10 protein-coding genes are annotated in these 17,049 nt (G+C 65.2%); 1 reads left to right on the top strand and 9 read right to left on the bottom strand.

Annotation, left to right across the window (positions count from 1 at the left end):
• Nucleotides 1–110: 110 nt before the first annotated feature.
• The 5 genes from SPMU_RS06930 to acnD all read right to left on the bottom strand — a co-directional run bounded on the left by SPMU_RS06930 (nucleotide 111) and on the right by acnD (nucleotide 7,890).
• Complete coding sequence (locus tag SPMU_RS06930; RefSeq protein ID WP_088332993.1) at nucleotides 111–1,511, bottom strand: short-chain fatty acyl-CoA regulator family protein; 1,401 nt, start codon at nucleotides 1,509–1,511, stop codon at nucleotides 111–113.
• 299 nt (nucleotides 1,512–1,810) lie between these two features.
• The gene (gene prpB / locus SPMU_RS06925; protein ID WP_088332992.1) at nucleotides 1,811–2,731 is read right to left on the bottom strand and encodes a methylisocitrate lyase; all 921 of its coding nucleotides are present in this window, start codon (nucleotides 2,729–2,731) and stop codon (nucleotides 1,811–1,813) included.
• 110 nt (nucleotides 2,732–2,841) lie between these two features.
• A complete protein-coding gene (prpC, locus tag SPMU_RS06920; protein ID WP_088333235.1) occupies nucleotides 2,842–3,999 on the bottom strand; it encodes a bifunctional 2-methylcitrate synthase/citrate synthase in 1,158 nt (385 codons plus the stop codon).
• A 76-nt stretch (nucleotides 4,000–4,075) separates the two neighbouring features.
• On the bottom strand, nucleotides 4,076–5,266 hold the full coding sequence (prpF, locus tag SPMU_RS06915) for a 2-methylaconitate cis-trans isomerase PrpF (protein WP_088333234.1): 1,191 nt from the start codon (nucleotides 5,264–5,266) through the stop codon (nucleotides 4,076–4,078).
• Entirely contained in the window at nucleotides 5,266–7,890 is a 2,625-nt protein-coding gene (acnD, locus tag SPMU_RS06910; protein ID WP_088332991.1) for a Fe/S-dependent 2-methylisocitrate dehydratase AcnD, read from the bottom strand. The genes prpF and acnD overlap by 1 nt, the downstream gene beginning before the upstream one ends.
• A 234-nt stretch (nucleotides 7,891–8,124) precedes the next feature.
• Here acnD and SPMU_RS06905 point away from each other — a divergent pair, with 234 nt between their 5' ends.
• Nucleotides 8,125–8,784 carry an epoxyqueuosine reductase QueH gene (locus tag SPMU_RS06905; RefSeq protein ID WP_088332990.1) on the top strand — a complete coding sequence of 220 codons (660 nt, stop codon included), beginning with the start codon at nucleotides 8,125–8,127 and terminating at the stop codon, nucleotides 8,782–8,784.
• Between the two features lie 15 nt (nucleotides 8,785–8,799).
• On the opposite strand, the gene treY is transcribed toward SPMU_RS06905, so the two are convergent.
• The 4 genes from treY to glgX are packed head-to-tail and all read right to left on the bottom strand — an operon-like array spanning nucleotide 8,800 to nucleotide 16,974.
• Complete coding sequence (gene treY / locus SPMU_RS06900) at nucleotides 8,800–11,139, bottom strand: malto-oligosyltrehalose synthase (protein ID WP_088332989.1); 2,340 nt, start codon at nucleotides 11,137–11,139, stop codon at nucleotides 8,800–8,802.
• Entirely contained in the window at nucleotides 11,136–13,007 is a 1,872-nt protein-coding gene (gene malQ, locus SPMU_RS06895) for a 4-alpha-glucanotransferase (RefSeq protein WP_211275721.1), read from the bottom strand. The genes treY and malQ overlap by 4 nt, the downstream gene beginning before the upstream one ends.
• Nucleotides 12,995–14,884: a malto-oligosyltrehalose trehalohydrolase gene (gene treZ, locus SPMU_RS06890; RefSeq protein WP_088333233.1), complete on the bottom strand. Its 1,890-nt coding sequence runs from the start codon at nucleotides 14,882–14,884 to the stop codon at nucleotides 12,995–12,997. The genes malQ and treZ overlap by 13 nt, the downstream gene beginning before the upstream one ends.
• Nucleotides 14,872–16,974: a glycogen debranching protein GlgX gene (glgX, locus tag SPMU_RS06885; RefSeq protein WP_088332987.1), complete on the bottom strand. Its 2,103-nt coding sequence runs from the start codon at nucleotides 16,972–16,974 to the stop codon at nucleotides 14,872–14,874. Before glgX ends, treZ begins: the two co-directional genes overlap by 13 nt.
• Nucleotides 16,975–17,049 lie beyond the last annotated feature (75 nt).

Raw genomic sequence — 17,049 nt, 5'->3', positions numbered from 1 at the left:
TTGCAACCGACTTTCATTATCGTGTTGATATGTTGAGCGCGCCTCAGTGCCTTTCGAAAACCTGCTCGGTCGGACCGGTCAGCCGACAGTTCAGAAACGCAGGCGTTCGTTCAAGCCACCGGATAAGGCGTGAGCGTCGCGCGGTTCTCGTCGGCGGCGACGGGTCGGCCAATCATCGGAAACGCGCGCTGTGGGCAGGCCGTTCGCTCGCACACCTTGCAGCCGACGCCTATTGGCGTGGCCGCGCTCGGATCCGTGAGGTCGAAGCCGCGCGAATACACGAGCTTGGGCGCGTGCCGGATGTCACAACCCAAAGCGATGGCGAACGTCTTGCCCGGTTCGCCAAATGCGCCCGCAGTCCGACGGACGGTGCGCGCCACCCAGAGGTACGTGCGACCGTCGGGCATTTGCGCGACTTGGCGGAGCACGCGGCCGGGCTGTACGAATGCCTCGTACACCTTCCACAAGGGGCAGCTGCCGCCGACCCGCGAGAAGTGGAAGTCCGTCGCCGATTGGCGCTTGGAAATATTGCCCGCGCGGTCGACGCGGATGAAGAAGAAGGGCACGCCGCGCGCCTCGGGGCGCTGGAGCGTGGAAAGGCGATGGCAGATCGTTTCGAACCCCACCCCGAAGTGGCGGCCGAGCCTTTCGATGTCATAGGCTTGCGCTTCGGCCGCCGCGAGGAAATCGCCGTAGGGCAGGAGGAGCGCGCCAGCGAAGTAATTGGCAAGGCCGATGCGGGCCAACCGGCGTGCCTCAGGGCCGGTGAGGATCGGATCGTCGGCTAAACGATCGATCAGGTCACCAAGTTCGAGAAAGGCAAGCTGCGTGGCCATCTGGAACGCCTGTTGCCCGGGGCGAAGGTCCGGCGAGACGTGCAACGTGCGGCTCGCGGGATCGTAGCGGCGCTGGACGGCGCCCGGCTCCGCGAGGGCGATGGTGATGCCATGTCGGTCCTTCAGACGCGCGATCAGGCCGGCGTGCACGCGACGGGGCGCGAAGCCGGCGTCACGGTAGAGCTGTTCCGCTGCCTGATCGAGCGGCTCGATATGATTGTAGTTGGCATAGAACAGCTCGCGCACCTGTTCGAAGGGCATCCGCGCACCACCGCCCTCGATCCACTGATCGCCAAGCTGCGCCGCCATCGCCTCGTTGCGCTCGGTGAGATCGCGTTGGCGGCGATGGAGCGCGATCAGCGTGCGGGCAACCGCGGGCATGTTGGTGACGAGTTCGCGGATCTCGGCAAGCGCGATCGGCTCGGGCGCTTCGGTCAAGCTCTCGCGCAGATCGGTGATGAGCCGCGCTTCCTCGTCTTCGGAGAAGAGCTGAACGTCGATGCCGAAGACCTGATTGATCTTAAGCAGGACGGGGACGGTAAGCGGGCGCTGGTTCTGCTCGATCTGGTTGAGGTAGCTGGTGGAGATACCCAGCGCGGCCGCAAGTTCGACCTGTTTCAAGCGGCGTTCTTCGCGGAGGCGTCGCAGGCGCACGCCCATGAAGGTTTTCCGCATTTTGCTTCCTTCGCAGCGGGTGAGGGAAGGCGAATTTTAGCGCTTTGCGGATGTTGCGAACAGACGCGTCATGCCGGCCTTGTGCCGGCATCCAGGGTGCCGCGGTTCCAACGCTTGTGGAGTGTGCGGATGGCTGGATGCTAGGACAAGCCCGGCATGACGATTGAGGCGGTCGGCTCCCTCACCCACTGCCGTCATCCCGGACTTGATCTGGGATCCCGCTCCCCTTCTTGTACCGTCGGCGAAGACAGCGGGACCTCGGGCGGAGGGCCGGGGCGACGTGGGTAATTGGAGGGGCCTTAACCCTCCTGCGGCATCACCGGAACGACTGTCTTGATGATGCTGGCGTCGAGTTCCTCGAAGTCGTGCAGGCCGATCGTGTCGTAAAGCTCCTGACGCGTCTGCATGCGGTCGACGTACTTATGAGTGCCGCCGTTTTCCTTGATTGAGGCGTAGAGCTCCGCCTGCGCCTTGTTGGCGACGCGCAAGCTGGAAACCGGCCAGATCACCATCTTGTAGCCCATCTCCTCGAACTCGGTCGCGGTGTAGAAGGGCGTCTTGCCGAACTCGGTCATGTTGGCGAGCAGCGGCACGTTCGGCATCGCATTCGCGAACTTCTCGAACATTGCGCGTGTGTTTAGCGCCTCGGGGAAGATCGCGTCGGCGCCGGCGTCGACATACATTTTGGCGCGATCGACCGCGGCGTCGAAGCCTTCCACGCCGGCGGCATCGGTGCGGGCGACAATGACGATGTCACGCGCGGCTTTCTTCGCAGCGGCAACTTTGGTCGCCATGTCCAGCGCCGAGACGAGGTTCTTGCCATTCAAATGGCCGCACTTCTTGGGCAGGATCTGGTCCTCGAGGTGAACGGCGCCAGCGCCCGCATCCTCAAAGGTGCGGACCATGTGCATCACGTTCAATGCCTCGCCGTAGCCGGTGTCGCCATCGACGAGCAGCGGGAGGCCCGATGAGCGGACGATCTGGCGGATGAAGAAGGCGACTTCATCGACCGTGATGATGCCGAGATCGGGCAGACCCATCGAAGCGGTCATCGCCGCGCCCGAGAGGTACAGGCCATCGAAGCCGGCGTTGCGCGCCTGGATCGCGGCCTGGCCGTTGTGCGCGCCGGGCAGCTGGAAGATGCCGGGGCGCTCAAGGGCGGCGCGGAAGCGCTTGCCGGCGGATTCGGTGGGGAGGTCGGAGGCGAGGAGGTAGGGCATTGGTGGTCCTTGTTTATTCGACGTCGCGCTTAGGCGGCATTAGCATTGGCAGCTTGGCGCGGCCAACCTGACGATAGCCGCGTCTCCGATCCTCGATGTGGCCCTAGCGCTTACTTCCGTTCGGCCAGCGGCACCCACTGGAGGTCGTCGGGGCCGGTGTAGTTGGCGGAGGGGCGGATGATCTTGTTGTCTTCGCGCTGTTCGATGACGTGCGCGGCCCAGCCCGAGGTGCGGGCGATCACGAAGAGCGGCGTGAACATCGCGGTGGGGATGCCCATCATGTGATAGGAAACGGCCGAGAACCAATCGAGGTTCGGGAACATCTTCTTCACTTCCATCATCACCGATTCAAGCCGATCGGCGATGTCGTACATCTTGGTCGAGCCAGCCTCGTCCGACAGCTTCTTGGCGACGCGCTTGATGACGACGTTGCGTGGATCGCTGATGGTATAGACCGGGTGGCCGAAGCCGATGATGACTTCCTTGGCTTCCATGCGCTTGCGGATGTCGGCTTCGGCGTCGTCCGGGTTCTGGTACCGCTTCTGGATTTCGAACGCGACTTCGTTGGCGCCGCCGTGCTTGGGGCCGCGCAGCGCGCCGATCGCGCCGGTGATGCACGAATGCATATCCGACCCAGTGCCGGCGATGACGCGGCTGGTGAAGGTGGAGGCGTTGAACTCATGTTCGGCGTAGAGGATCAGCGAGGTGTGCATCGCCTGCACCCAGCTCTCGCTTGGCTCTTCGCCGTGGAGCAGGTGAAGGAAGTGGCCGCCGATCGAGTCATCGTCGGTCTCCACGTCGATTTCGACGCCGTTGTTCGACAGATGATACCAATAAAGCAGCATCGAGCCGAGGCTGGCCATCAGCCGGTCGGCAATGTCGCGCGCGCCAGGCGTGTTGTGATCCTCCTTCTCCGGCAGCGCGCAGCCGAGCGCCGAGACGCCGGTGCGCATGACGTCCATCGGGTGAGCGGCCGCGGGGAGGGCGGCGAGCGCCTCCTTGACGGCGAGCGGCAGGCCGCGCAGCGCCTTCAGCTTGGTCTTGTACGCCTTCAGCTCGGCAGCGTTCGGCAGCCAGCCATGCACGAGTAGGTGAGCGATCTCCTCGAACTCCGCGGCTTCCGCGAAATCGAGGATGTCATAACCGCGATAGTGCAGATCGTTGCCGGTGCGGCCGACGGTGCAAAGCGCGGTATTGCCGGCAGTGACACCCGAGAGGGCGACGGACTTCTTCGGCTTCAAGGTGGGAGCGGCGTCGGTATCGGTCATGCTCTTTCGATCCTCTTTCTGCTTTTCCATTCGCCCTTGGGAGGGCGCGTCACGGCGCTGCTGCCGCGGCAGCTGGTTAGAAGCTGCCCTCCGGCACGCGGACGTGGCCCTCCATCAGGATGCGCGCGCTTCGGCTCATGATCGCCTTGGTAACGGTCCACTGGCCGTCGACCTGCTTTGCTTCCGCACCGACGCGCAACGTACCCGAGGGGTGCCCAAAGCGGACGGCCTGACGCTCGCCACCGCCGGCTGCCTCGTTGACGAGCGTGCCCGGCACCGCTGCGGCGGTGGCGATGGCGACCGAGGCGGTGCCCATCATCGCGTGATGGAGCTTGCCCATCGACAGCGCGCGGACGAGCAGGTCGATATCGCCGGCCTTCACGATCTTGCCACTGGATGACGGGTAATCCGTGGGTGGCGCAACAAAGGCGATCTTGGGCGTGTGCTGGCGCTTGGCGGCCTCGTCTGGCGTCTTGATCAGGCCCATCTTCATCGCCCCGATCGTGCGTAGCGCCTCGAACCGGCGGAGTGTGTCGGGATTGGTGTTGATCGTCTCGCGAAGCTCGGTGCCGGTGAAGCCAATGTCGGCGGCGTTGACGAAGATCGTCGGGATGCCGGCGGTGATCATCGTCGCCTTGAGCTTGCCGCCGGGAACGATCTCCTCCGGTACGTCGAGTTCGTCGACGAGATTGCCGGTGGGGAACATCGAGCCGCCCTCCTCGCCATCATCGGCGGGGTCGATGAACTCCAGCACGATCTCGGCCGCCGGGAAGGTGACGCCGTCGAGCTCGAAGTCGCCGGTTTCCTGCACTTCCCCGCTTGCGACGGGGACGTGAGCGATGATCGTCTTGCCGATGTTCGCCTGCCAGATGCGAACGGTGCACATGCCGTCCTCTGCGCGGTTCGCATCAACATAGCCCGCGTGGATCGCAAAGGCGCCCGCGCCGGTGGAAAGATTGCCGCAATTACCCGACCAGTCCACGAAATCGGTGTCGATCGACACTTGGCCGTAGAGATAGTCGACGTCGTGATCGGGCTGGCTGCTCGGTGAGATGATCACGCATTTGCTGGTGCTGGACGTCGCTCCGCCCATGCCGTCGATCTGCGCGGCATAAGGATCGGGGCTGCCGATGACGCGCTGGAACAGCTTGTCACGCGCCGGCCCCGGCGTGCGGGCGGCCTCGGGCAAATCCTCCAATCGGAAGAACACGCCCTTGCTGGTGCCACCGCGCATATAGGTGGCGGGAATGCGGACTTGGCCGGCCATCATGCGGCTTCCGCTTCGGAGGCGAGGAAATCCTGCGCGAACCGTTGAAGCACGCCACCAGCCTCGTAGATCGAGCCTTCCTCGGCCGTATCGATGCGGCAGGTCACGGGCACTTGCACCGTCTCGCCGGACCGGCGGTGGATGACCAACGTGAGGTCGGCACGCGGACGACGTTCGCCGATCACATCATAGGTCTCGGTTCCATCCAGGCCGAGCGTCAGGCGTGTGGTGCCCGGCTTGAACTCGCACGGCAGCACGCCCATGCCGATGAGGTTGGTACGGTGAATGCGCTCGAAGCCCTCAGCGACGATCGCCTCGACGCCCGCAAGGCGGACGCCCTTGGCGGCCCAGTCACGCGAGGAGCCCTGGCCGTAATCCGCACCGGCGATGATGATCAGCGGCTGCTTGCGCTGCGCGTAGGTCTCCATCGCTTCCCACATGCGCATGACAATGCCGTCTGGCTCGACCCGGGCAAGGCTGCCGCGCCTTACCTGGCCGTCGACCACCGCCATTTCGTTAACGAGCTGCGGGTTGGCAAAAGTGGCGCGCATGGCGGTCAAGTGATCGCCGCGGTGCGTGGCGTAGGAGTTAAAGTCTTCCTCGGGCACGCCCATCTTTGCCAGATACTCGCCCGCCGCCGAGGTCGGCAGGATCGCGTTCGACGGCGAGAGGTGGTCGGTCGTGATGTTATCCGGCAGGATCGCCAGCGGGCGCATGCCCTTCAGCGTGCGCGGGTGTGCCGCCAGCGCGCCAACGCCCTCCGTATCCCAATAAGGTGGGCGGCGGATGTAGGTCGACATCGGGCGCCAATCGTAGAGCGGGCTGATCTTCTCCGCTGACCGCGAACGCGCGCCGAACATTGGCTCATAAACCTTGCGGAACTGCTCGGGCTTCACGTGCGCGGAGACGATTGCGTCGATTTCTTCGTCGGTGGGCCACAGATCCTTCAGGCGGATCTCCGCGCCATCTACAACGCCCAGCACGTCCTGCTCGATATCGAAGCGGATCGTGCCCGCGATCGCATAGGCCACCACCAGCGGCGGCGAGGCGAGGAACGCCTGCTTGGCATAAGGATGGATGCGCCCGTCGAAGTTGCGGTTCCCCGACAGAACGGCGGTGGCATAGAGATCGCGACCGATGATCTCCTGCTGGATCTTGGGATCAAGCGCACCGGACATGCCGTTGCACGTCGTGCAGGCAAAGCCGACGATGCCGAAGCCGAGCTTTTCCAGCTCGGGCAGCAGGCCGGATTCCTCCAGATAAAGCCGCGCGACGATCGAGCCGGGCGCGAAGCTGGTCTTCACCCACGGCTTGCGGATGAGCCCGAGATCGTTCGCCTTCTTCGCGAGCAGGCCGGCGGCAACGACGTTGCGCGGGTTCGACGTGTTGGTGCAGCTCGTAATCGCCGCAATGATGACGGCACCGTCGGGCAGCAGCCCCTCGCGCTCCTCGGCCTGCGCCGCTTCGAGCCCGACCGCGACGCCGCTTTCCACGAGCGACGAGGTGGGCAGGCGGCGATGTGGGTTGGACGGGCCGGCGAGGTTACGCACGACGCTCGACAGGTCGAATTCGAGGACGCGTTCATACTGCGCCGTCTTCAACGCATCGCCCCACAGGCCGGTGTGCTTGGCGTACGTTTCGACGAGCTTGACCTGCTCCGTCTCGCGGCCGGTGAGCAGGAGGTAGTCGATCGTCTGCTGGTCAATGTAGAACATCGACGCGGTGGCGCCATATTCCGGGCACATATTGGAAATGGTCGCGCGGTCGCCGATCGTCAGGCTTTCAGCGCCTTCGCCGAAGAATTCGAGCCACGCACCGACGACACGCTCCTTGCGGAGGAATTCGGTGATGGCGAGGACGATGTCGGTGGCGGTGATGCCGGGCTGGCGCTTGCCGGTCAGCTGCACGCCGACAATGTCGGGCAAGCGCATCATCGAGGCGCGACCGAGCATCACCGTTTCGGCCTCCAGCCCGCCGACACCGACGGCGATCACGCCGAGTGCGTCAACGTGCGGGGTGTGGCTGTCCGTGCCGACGCAGGTGTCGGGGAAGGCGACCCCGTCGCGCAGCTGGATGACCGGCGACATCTTCTCAAGATTGATCTGGTGCATGATGCCGTTGCCGGCCGGGATCACGTCGACGTTCTGAAACGCTTCCTTGGTCCATTCGATGAAGTGGAAGCGGTCTTCGTTGCGGCGATCCTCGATCGCCCGGTTCTTATCGAAAGCCTGCGGGTCAAAGCCGCCATGCTCAACGGCCAGACTGTGATCGACAATCAACTGCGTGGGCACCACCGGGTTGACCTTGGCCGGGTCACCGCCCTGATCGGCGATCGCGTCGCGCAGACCCGCGAGATCGACCAGCGCCGTCTGTCCCAGGATGTCGTGGCACACAACGCGCGCAGGATACCAGGGGAAGTCGAGATCGCGCTTGCGCTCGACCAGCTGGGTCAGCGCATCGGTGAGCAGCGCAGGGTCGCAGCGACGGACGAGCTGCTCGGCAAGCACGCGCGAGACATAGGGGAGGCCATCATAGGCACCAGGGCGGATCGCCTCGACCGCTTCGCGCGTGTCGAAATAATCGACACTCGTGCCGGGGAGCTGTTTGCGGAAAGCTTTGTTCATGGGCGAATCTCTACCTGGCGTTGCTCGGCGCACAGGAACGAGACTCTCACCCGGGCGTGCGCGTCGCTTCGTACGATCACGTTCCCACCATTTGTGCATTATCCGCAACGGCGCAACCCGTATGGCCCTGCTAAAGGGCGAAGATCGGCGAATGCGCGCGAACTGGCCTGCGAACTTTGCGAAGGCGGTGGCTTGTTTTGCCCTTGCCGCGGACTTCCCTTATGTCGTCGCATCATGACCGACATCGAACGCCCGCTCCTCACCCCGCCCGACGGCCACAAGAAAGTGCTGCTGCACAGCTGCTGCGCGCCCTGCTCAGGCGAGGTGATGGAAGCGATGACGGCGAGCGGGATCGATTACACGATCTTCTTCTACAACCCGAACATCCATCCCAAGGAGGAGTATATCCTCCGCAAGGAGGAGAATATCCGCTTCGCGGAGAAACACGACATCCCGTTCGTCGATGCCGATTACGACACGGTGAATTGGTTCAAGCGGGCCAAGGGGATGGAGCAGGCGCCGGAACGGGGCGTGCGCTGTACCATGTGCTTTGACATGCGTTTCGAGCGGACGGCGCTGTATGCGCATGAGAACGGCTTTCCCGTCATCACCTCGTCGCTCGGCATCTCGCGCTGGAAGAACATGGCGCAGATCAACGACTGCGGCGAGCGCGCTGCCGCGCATTATCCGGATCTCAGCTATTGGACGTTCAACTGGCGCAAGGGCGGCGGTGCGGCGCGGATGATCGAGATTTCCAAGCGGGAGCAGTTCTACCAGCAGGAATATTGCGGCTGCGTCTATTCGCTGCGCGATACCAATGCGCATCGCGTGTCGCAGGGGCGGCCCGAGATCGAGATTGGCAAGCTGTTCTACGGCGTTGATGAAGAGGCGTGATGTTGCGCCGCCTCTTCAGGTGATCTCGTACCAGACGGGCGATTGCTCAAGGAGCGATTCTGCCGAGTAGCGCACGCCTGAGGGGAACAGGACCGCCGTACCGGGCTGCGCCGCGCCGTGGAGCGTCACTGCGCAGCGCAGAATGCGCTCGCCGTGCCGTCGTTCAAAGGCGAGCAGGCGGTCGGACCCATCGCCCTCGATGATCGCCGGCTCGTAGCTGCCGCTGGCGAAGAGGGCGGTATGAGATCGGCGCGCCTGAAGCAGATCGTAAAGCAGTCGCAGCTTGGGCGGCGGGGCGCTGAGCGCAGCGGAACGGGCGGCATAATCGACCGGGCGCCGGTTGTCCGGATCCACCAAACTCAAGTCCGCTAGCTCGTTTCCCTGATAAAGGTCGGGCACGCCAGGCAGGGTGCAACGGAGCGCCACCTGGATCAGGCTGTTGCGGTTTGCCGCATGGCCGATTTCCGCCAGGAACGCATTCATTGCGCCCACGAACCGGCCATTATCGATCAACGCTCTAGCGAGATCGTTGCAGCGTCTTTCGTAGACCTCATCAGGAGCCTCCCAGGAGGAGCGCAGCTTCGCCTCCCGTAGCGCCTTGCTCTGCCATGCAGCGATGCGGTCCGCGAAGTCCTCCTCGGAAGCGGCAGGCCAGGCGCCCAGCAGCGATTGGAACAGCATGTAGCGATCGCCGCGGTCCACCCCGTTGGAGTAAGGCGCGGCGATCCGCTCCCATTCAGCAACCGCCTCACGCCAGCGCGCCGGCGTTTCGCTCAGCACCGCGAGGCGAGCGCGCGTGTCTTCACCACGCTTGTGATCGTGCGTGGCGGTGGTGAGCATCGCTTGCGGCCAGTGCTTCGCCCGCGCCTGCATCCGCTGATGGAAGGCGGCTGGAGAAAGCGCCATCACCCCGGCGTCAAAGCCGACGTCATTGCGCGACAGAAGGCGGCCGTAACGATAGAACGCGGTGTCCTCGAGCGCCTTTGCTGCGATCGGAGCGGACAATTGCTGGAAACGGCGCACAGCCTCGGCTTTTTGCGCTGCTTGGCCAGGACCACCGCCGGCGAGCCACTCAAGGATCTGGTCCACTACGGCGGCTTCGCCGGGCGGCACGTGGGGTTGCACGCGCGCACGCACCACTTCGCGCACGGGCTCGTCACTGGCGGGCGCGTTGGGGCCGTAGGTGCGGTACACCGGAAACACCCACAGCAATCGCTCCACCGCGCGGCGGAGCATGGACCGCGTCATCCCTTCAGGCGCGATGGCCGCGAATGCGTCGACGCAGCCCTCCAGTTGACCGGTGAACTGCCACGCAAGAAGCTGCTGGCGGGCAAGCAACTCCTCGGACTGCAGATCGGGGGATCGCCCGCTGATCTCGTGCCACAACGCACTGAGCGACTCGGCGCCGGTTGAATCGTGCAACACGGCCGTGACTTCTTCCATGAAGTCATAGCCGCTGGTGCCATCTACCTGCCATTCTTGAGAAAGTGTCTCGTCGGGACCGAGGATCTTTTCGATAACGATCCAAGCAGGACCGGACGGCGCATCTGCTGGGCGGGGCGAGCCGTCGAGCCGCTCTCTCAAGGTGCGACAATAGCCGAGAGGGTCGGTTAGTCCGTCGACGTGATCGACGCGCACGCCGTCGATCAATCCTTCGGCGTAGAGGCGGAGGTACAGGGCGTGCGTGCGTTCAAATACTTCCGGGTCTTCGATCCGAACGCCGGCGAGTTCATTAATCGCAAAGAAGCGACGCCAGTTGAGCTCGTCGTTCGCAGTGCGCCAATAAGCCAGGCGATAGTGCTGCCGCGCTAGGAGGGTCTCGAGGGGGAGCTGATCGGGTGCGTCCTGATCGTCATCCCGGATTGGGAACCGCGTTTCGTTGTAGGCAGTTATCCACCACCGTTCCTTTTCGCGATGAAGTCCTATCGCGCCGTCCGCAATTGCCTGGGTCAGTGAGCTGCCGAGCACAGGCAAGACAATCTGGCGTGACCAGTCGATGTCGAAGACGGCGGCGTAATCACTGTTGCGTCCGTGGCGAAGGACGTCGTTCCACCAGGGATTGGTGGCACCGGCGACGCCCATGTGATTGGGCACGATATCGATGATCATGCCCATGTCGCGGCTGCGCAGCGCTTTCACCAGGCTCCGGAACGCTTCCTCACCGCCAAGTTCGGGGTTGATCCGGGTGGGATCGATCACGTCGTAGCCGTGGGTGGAGCCGGGCGCGGCGGTGGTGATCGGGGACGCGTAGATGTGGCTGATCCCGAGCTGGTCGAGATAGGGGACGATCGCCTCCGCGTCCGCGAAGGTGAAGCCTTTGTGGAACTGCAGGCGGTACGTGGCGCGGGGAATCATACGGTCTTTGTCCTTGCCAACAGGCCTAACCGATGTTCCGTATGTGCTTGATCCAGAAGCACTCCCGTCTCGCCAGGCATGCGGCGGCGCCAGTTCGGATGCTCGTCAACGGTGCCGGGTAGGTTGGGTTGTTCGTCCAGGCCGAGCAGGTCCTCTAGCGGCAGGATCATCAGGGGTGAGGGGGCAGCCGCGACAGCTTCCAGCACGTTGTCGAGCGGTGGCTCCGCGGGCGGGGCGCCATCGCCGCCGAGCGCCTGCCACAGGGAGGCGCGTTCCTCCGCCCGGCCCTGCATCGCATCGGGTGCTGGCTTGCCACTGATCCTGGCGCGCCAGTCGAGGTCGCGGCCCTGCCACCAGCCCACGAAAGTGGGGGTGTCGTGCGTTCCCGTCATCGCGATAGCGTCCGTATCCCATTGTTCTGGCGGGATGAACTGGCCATCGCTGTCGCGCTCGAACGGTAGCACGCGCATGCCGAACATGCCGCGGCGGGAGAGATCCGCGCGCAGACCCGGTGGCACCGTGCCGAGATCCTCGGCGATGACGATGGCATTCGCGCGATGTGCCTCGATTGCAACGATATTCTTCAGGGTTTCGCCGGGCATGTCGAGATAGGCGCCGTCCGCGGCGGTGGCGCCATCGGGCACGATCCAGAGACGATCGAGGCCAATCGCGTGATCGATGCGGAGGCCACCGGCATGCCGAACGGCAGTCCGGACCGTATTGATAAACGGGGAAAAACCGCTGCGTTGGAGCGCATAGGGATCGAGCGCGGAGATGCCCCAATTCTGCCCATCGGGGCCAAGCGGATCGGGGGGCGCGCCGATGCTGACCCCGGTGAGCAGGTCTTCGCGCCGGCTCCAGCCGTGGCTGCCCGCCCGATCGGTGCCGACGGCGAGGTCAGCGATCAATCCAATCGCCATGTGACTGCGAGCACTTCCTTGAGCGCTTGCAAGTCCTTGGCCGGCCAACCATTGAAGGAATATGAAGAAGGAAACGTCATCGGCATGGTCCGCGGCGAACTTCTCAACGGCAGGGCCATTAGGATCTTGATACTCCGCCGGCCAATCGGGCCAGCCGGCGCCGCCGAGGCGGGCATGCAGGGCATCGAAGCGGGCGTGCGCGGTGAGATCCGGCCCGTTTTCGGCCTCATATGCGTCGACCTCGGCCTCGACGCGAACCTTGTTGGCCACATACACTTGGCGCAGGTGGGCGAGCCGCGCCGCGCCCGCACTGGGCCAGTCGATGAGGTCGGGAGAAGCCTCCGCCGGGAACGGCGCGCCGATCAGCGATGGGTCGGCGAGCATCACATTGTGGTACAGGCGCGACGACGGGGCGTACGGGCTGAACCGGCTCGGGTCTGCTGGAAAGAGCGCGTGGGTCGGGCTGATCGCCAGCGCCGTTGCGCCGGCGCGCCCGAATGCGTCGGCGGCGTCCGCCAACGTGCCGTAATCACCATAAGCCGATGCGCGGCCGTCACGCAGGGAGGGGATCTGCACCGCAACACCCCAGCCGCGCTCGGGCGGCTGCGGGCAACGCGCGGGCGCCACCGCGATCGTGTAACGGCGCCGGCCGACCGACAGTTGATGATAGCCGACCACGTCGATCGCGTCACTGCCGAGCGCCAACGTCCGCGCCGTGCCATCTTCCAACGTCAGCCCGGCCGTGCCGGTGAGCCCGCCCGGCACGTGGATGGGTTCCCCGCACGTGATCGACAGGAACGGAACCTCCGGCGGCGTGGTGTCGAGACAGGCGAGCAGGGCGGCAAGAACCGAGTCCTCGACCTGCTGGGCACGCCCGGCGGCGTCCGTCCAATCGCGCCTCAGGCCAACGGCGGCGGCTGCGGCGTGGAGGTCGGTCACTCGATCCACGCGATGAAGCGATTGTCGGTGGTGAACAGGATGCCGGGGCGTCCTCCGCCCTGTGTTGCGTCGGTGGCGGGTTGCGGGTCCCCGGCGCGCTGCTCAGCCTGGAAGGGTGGTGCTGGAAGTGGTGCCGGCGCTTCGGATAGGTCCACCGCCATCGTGAGAATGGCGCCGTCGTTGAGCCGCCAGCGGGCGGTGACTGCCGCGGTGCCGGTGGCCTCCGCACCGAGGCTTTCGAGGCTTCCGCCCTGGGGCGCTGAGGTCGTCATGGGAGCCGCCATACCGGATGAGGCTGCCCGATCTTCGCCGGTGAGGGAAGCAGAGGCGTCCGGGAAGGATTCGGACCCGTCCGGGAGTGGCGCGGGGGCTTTGGTCAGCCGCGGAACGATGTGCAGGCGGCGCAGGCGGAGCAGGTCGCGGTAGAAGGCCCGCCATGCCGGGGCATCGGGGCCGGGGCGCGGGACGGAGGCGTCAAAGGTGCTGGCCGCGTTGGGATCGGGGATCGCTGCGCGGGCTTTCTCGTCGGCGAAGGCGGCGAACTTGGAGAATTCCCGGCGCCGGCCTTCGCGCACCGCATCGGCAAGCTCGTCGTGGAAATCGGTGAAGAACAGGAAGGGGCTCTCGCTTCCTTCCTCCTCGCCCATGAACAGCATCGGGATCTGCGGGGCGAGCAACATCAGCGCGGTGGCAGCCCGCAGCTTGGCCGGATCGGCGAGCAGCGTCAGGCGCTCGCCCAGCGCGCGATTGCCGACCTGATCATGGTTCTGGAGAAAGCTGACGAACCGGGTTGGCGGCAAGTGCCCGCTGGGGGTGCCGCGCGGTCTGCCGTCGTGGTTGGGCGAGGGGTCGCCCTGGTAGATGAAGCCTTCGGAGAGGCAGCGGGCCAGGCGCTCGGCGGGCTTTTCAGCGAAATCACCGTAATAGGCGCTGGTTTCTCCGGTGAGGAGCACGTGGAGGACGTTGTGGAAATCGTCGTTCCACTGCGCGTCATAGGCGCCTGGGCGCACGCGGTCCGCGTCGTTGGCCTCGTTTTCGAGCACGAGATGGACGTGGCGATCCGGCAGCGTGGCGCGGATTTCGGCGGCCATGGTGTCGAGGAAAACCGGGTTGTCGATCGCGTGGACGGCATCGAAGCGCAGGCCATCGAAGCGATAGTCGCGCAGCCACATCAGCGCGTTGTCGATGAAGAAGCGCGCGACGGGCGGCTCGTCCACGGCGACTGCACCGCCCCACGGCGTCGCCACATCGCGGTGAAAGAAGCGGTCGGCGTAAAGCCCGAGGTAATTACCCTCGGGCCCGAAGTGATTGTACACCACGTCGAGGAAGACGCTGAGCCCGAGTTCGTGCGCCGCATCGATGAGCGCGCGCAGCTCGTCGGGGGAGCCATAGGCCTCGTGCACGGCATAGGGCAGCACGCCATCATAGCCCCAGCCGCGGTCGCCAGCGAAGGCGTTGATCGGCATCAGCTGGATCGCGGTGACGCCGAGCGCGGCGATCGCGGGAAGACGCTGGAGAACGCCGCTGAAGCCGCCGAGGATGCCGGCGTGCAGCTCCATGAAGACCATCTCGTGCCAGGGGCGGCCACGCCAATCGACCGTTCGCCAGTCATAGGTATGGTCGGGCACCACGCTGTAGCCGTGAACGCCGCCGTCTTGCCGGCGAGAGGCGGGATCCGGAACGGCGGTGTCGCCGATCCTGAAGCGGTAGCGGGTGCCGGCGCCGACGGGCTGTTCGGCGACGAACCAGCCGTCCCCCGCCGGGCGCATCGGGGCATCGGCGCCACCGCATTCCAGCATCACCGCGTCGGCATTCGGCGCCCAGAGGGAGAAGCGCGTGGTCCCGTCAGCGAGCGTCTCGGGGCCCCAGCCGGTCACGCGTCCCATGCGCTGGTCCATCGCAGGAGCACGGCACCTTGCGGCGCTACTTCATATTCGTTCTCGATCTCCAGCTCCCCCTGATCGGGCTTGGCGCTGTCGATCAACACAGTGCGGCGGGTGTCGGGCAGGGGCAGGCGGAAGGTGATCGGCTCGCTGCTGGCGTTGAGGAGCAGCGATACCGCCTCGACTTCGCCGGCCTCGTTCATCGCGGCGCGGCGCATCATCAGCGCGCGGCCTTCGGGATTCTGCCAATCCTCGTCGCTGAGCCGCTCGCCACGCTCATCCCACCATTCGACATCGTTGACGCCGTGGCCGGGGGAGTTCTGGCCGTAAAGGAACGTCGGCGCACGCAGCACGGCAAAACGGCGGCGGAGCTCGGTCAGCCGGGCGGTGAAGTCGATCTGCTGCTGGCTCTCGTCGGTCGACGCGGCTTGCCAGTCGAGCCAGCTGATCTCGTTATCCTGGCAATAAGCGTTGTTGTTGCCGCCCTGCGTGCGGCCGAATTCGTCCCCGGCGACCAGCATGGGCGTGCCAAGCGAGGCGAGCAGCGTCGTCATCATCGAGCGCATGACGCGGCCGCGGGCGTCGTTGATCGCCGGATCGTCGGTGGGGCCTTCGGCGCCCCAGTTGCGCGAATGGTTGTTGTCATGGCCGTCGCGATTGTCCTCGCCATTGGCCTCGTTGTGCCGATCCTCGTACATGACCGTGTCGGCGAGGGTGAAGCCGTCGTGCGCGACGAGGAAGTTGACGCTGGCCCACGGGCGGCGCGCGCGGCGATCGAACAGGTCGCCCGAGCCGGACAGGCGGGCGGCAAGATCAGCGCGCTTGCCGGAGTCGCCCTTCCAATAGCTGCGCACCGTGTCGCGATATTTGTCGTTCCATTCGGCGAAACCGGGCGGGAAGTTGCCAAGCTGATAGCCGCCGGGGCCGACATCCCACGGCTCGGCGATCAGTTTCAGCTGGCTGAGCACAGGATCCTGGCGGACGACATCGAAGAAGGCGGCGCCGGGATCGAAACCGGTCGCCTCGCGCCCGAGCGTGAGGCCGAGATCGAAGCGGAAGCCGTCGATGCCGAAGCTGGTGGCCCAATAGCGCAAGCTATCCGCGACCATCTGGATCACGCGGGCCTTGCTCATGTTGAGCGTGTTGCCGGTGCCGGTGTCGTTGATCGTGTAGCGCGGATTGTCCTGCACGAGGCGGTAGTAGCTGGCATTGTCGAGCCCGCGCCACGACAGCGTCGGGCCTTTCTCCGAGCCTTCGCAGGTGTGGTTGTACACCACGTCCATGATCACTTCGATGCCGGCATTGTGAAGGCGGTGCACGGCGCGGCGCAGCTCGTCCTGATGCTGTGTCGACATGTAGGATTGTTCGGGCGCGAAGAAGCCGAGCGTGTTGTAGCCCCAGTAATTGCGCAGGCCCTTTTCCTGCAGGAAGCGATCCTGCGTGAAGGCCTGGATCGGGAGCAGCTCGATCGCGGTCACGCCGATGCGCTGGAGGTGGCGGATCACCGCGGGGTGGCCGAGCGCGGCATAAGTGCCGCGTTCGCGCGCCGGCACTTCCTCCATCAGCTTGGTCAGCCCCTTGGCGTGCGCCTCATAGATCACCGTTTCCGACCAGGGCGTGTTCGGGCGGCGATCGCGCGACCAGTCCCAATGATCGTCGACCACCACGGCTTTTGGCATCGCGGCGGCGCTGTCGCGCTTGTCGAAGCTCAAGTCCTCGCGCCGCGCGCCGATGCGATAGCCGTGGAGCGCATCGGTCCAGCGGATCTGGCCGTGCAGCTTGCGGGCATAGGGATCGAGCAGCAGCTTGTTGGGATTGAAGCGGTGCCCCGCCTCCGGCTCGTAGCGGCCGTGCGCGCGATAGCCGTAGAGGAGGCCGGGCTCGACATCCGGGAGATAGCCGTGGAACACCTCGTCGGTGCATTCCGGCAGCCAGAAACGCTTGAGCTCGCGCTTGCCGGCGGGATCGAACAGGCAAAGCTCGATCGCATCGGCATTAGCGGAGAAGACAGCGAAATTGACGCCAAGGCCATCAAAGGTGGCGCCGAGCGGATAGGGCACGCCCGGCTGAAGCCGGTCAACGGTGAAGGGCAAGCAATGGCCTCGCTACGATAGCGGCGGGGGTGGGGCGGCCGTCCCCGCCGTAATGGGAAGTGTGTGTCGCCGCGG

Origin of the sequence: Sphingomonas mucosissima (genome assembly GCF_002197665.1) — a bacterium.
Lineage (GTDB): Bacteria > Pseudomonadota > Alphaproteobacteria > Sphingomonadales > Sphingomonadaceae > Sphingomonas > Sphingomonas mucosissima.
The sequence above is the reverse complement of the archived record's forward strand: the minus strand, read 5'-3'. Positions and strand labels throughout refer to the sequence as shown.

What these genes read in the sequence shown, in the direction of transcription:
- prpF (WP_088333234.1), bottom strand. Translation starts at nt 5,266, where the DNA reads ATGGCCGGCCAAGTCCGCATTCCCGCCACCTATATGCGCGGTGGCACC.
- acnD (WP_088332991.1), bottom strand. Translation starts at nt 7,890, where the DNA reads ATGAACAAAGCTTTCCGCAAACAGCTCCCCGGCACGAGTGTCGATTAT.
- treZ (WP_088333233.1), bottom strand. Translation starts at nt 14,884, where the DNA reads ATGGGACGCGTGACCGGCTGGGGCCCCGAGACGCTCGCTGACGGGACC.
- prpC (WP_088333235.1), bottom strand. Translation starts at nt 3,999, where the DNA reads ATGACCGATACCGACGCCGCTCCCACCTTGAAGCCGAAGAAGTCCGTC.
- SPMU_RS06905 (WP_088332990.1), top strand. Translation starts at nt 8,125, where the DNA reads ATGACCGACATCGAACGCCCGCTCCTCACCCCGCCCGACGGCCACAAG.
- SPMU_RS06930 (WP_088332993.1), bottom strand. Translation starts at nt 1,511, where the DNA reads ATGCGGAAAACCTTCATGGGCGTGCGCCTGCGACGCCTCCGCGAAGAA.
- treY (WP_088332989.1), bottom strand. Translation starts at nt 11,139, where the DNA reads ATGATTCCCCGCGCCACGTACCGCCTGCAGTTCCACAAAGGCTTCACC.
- prpB (WP_088332992.1), bottom strand. Translation starts at nt 2,731, where the DNA reads ATGCCCTACCTCCTCGCCTCCGACCTCCCCACCGAATCCGCCGGCAAG.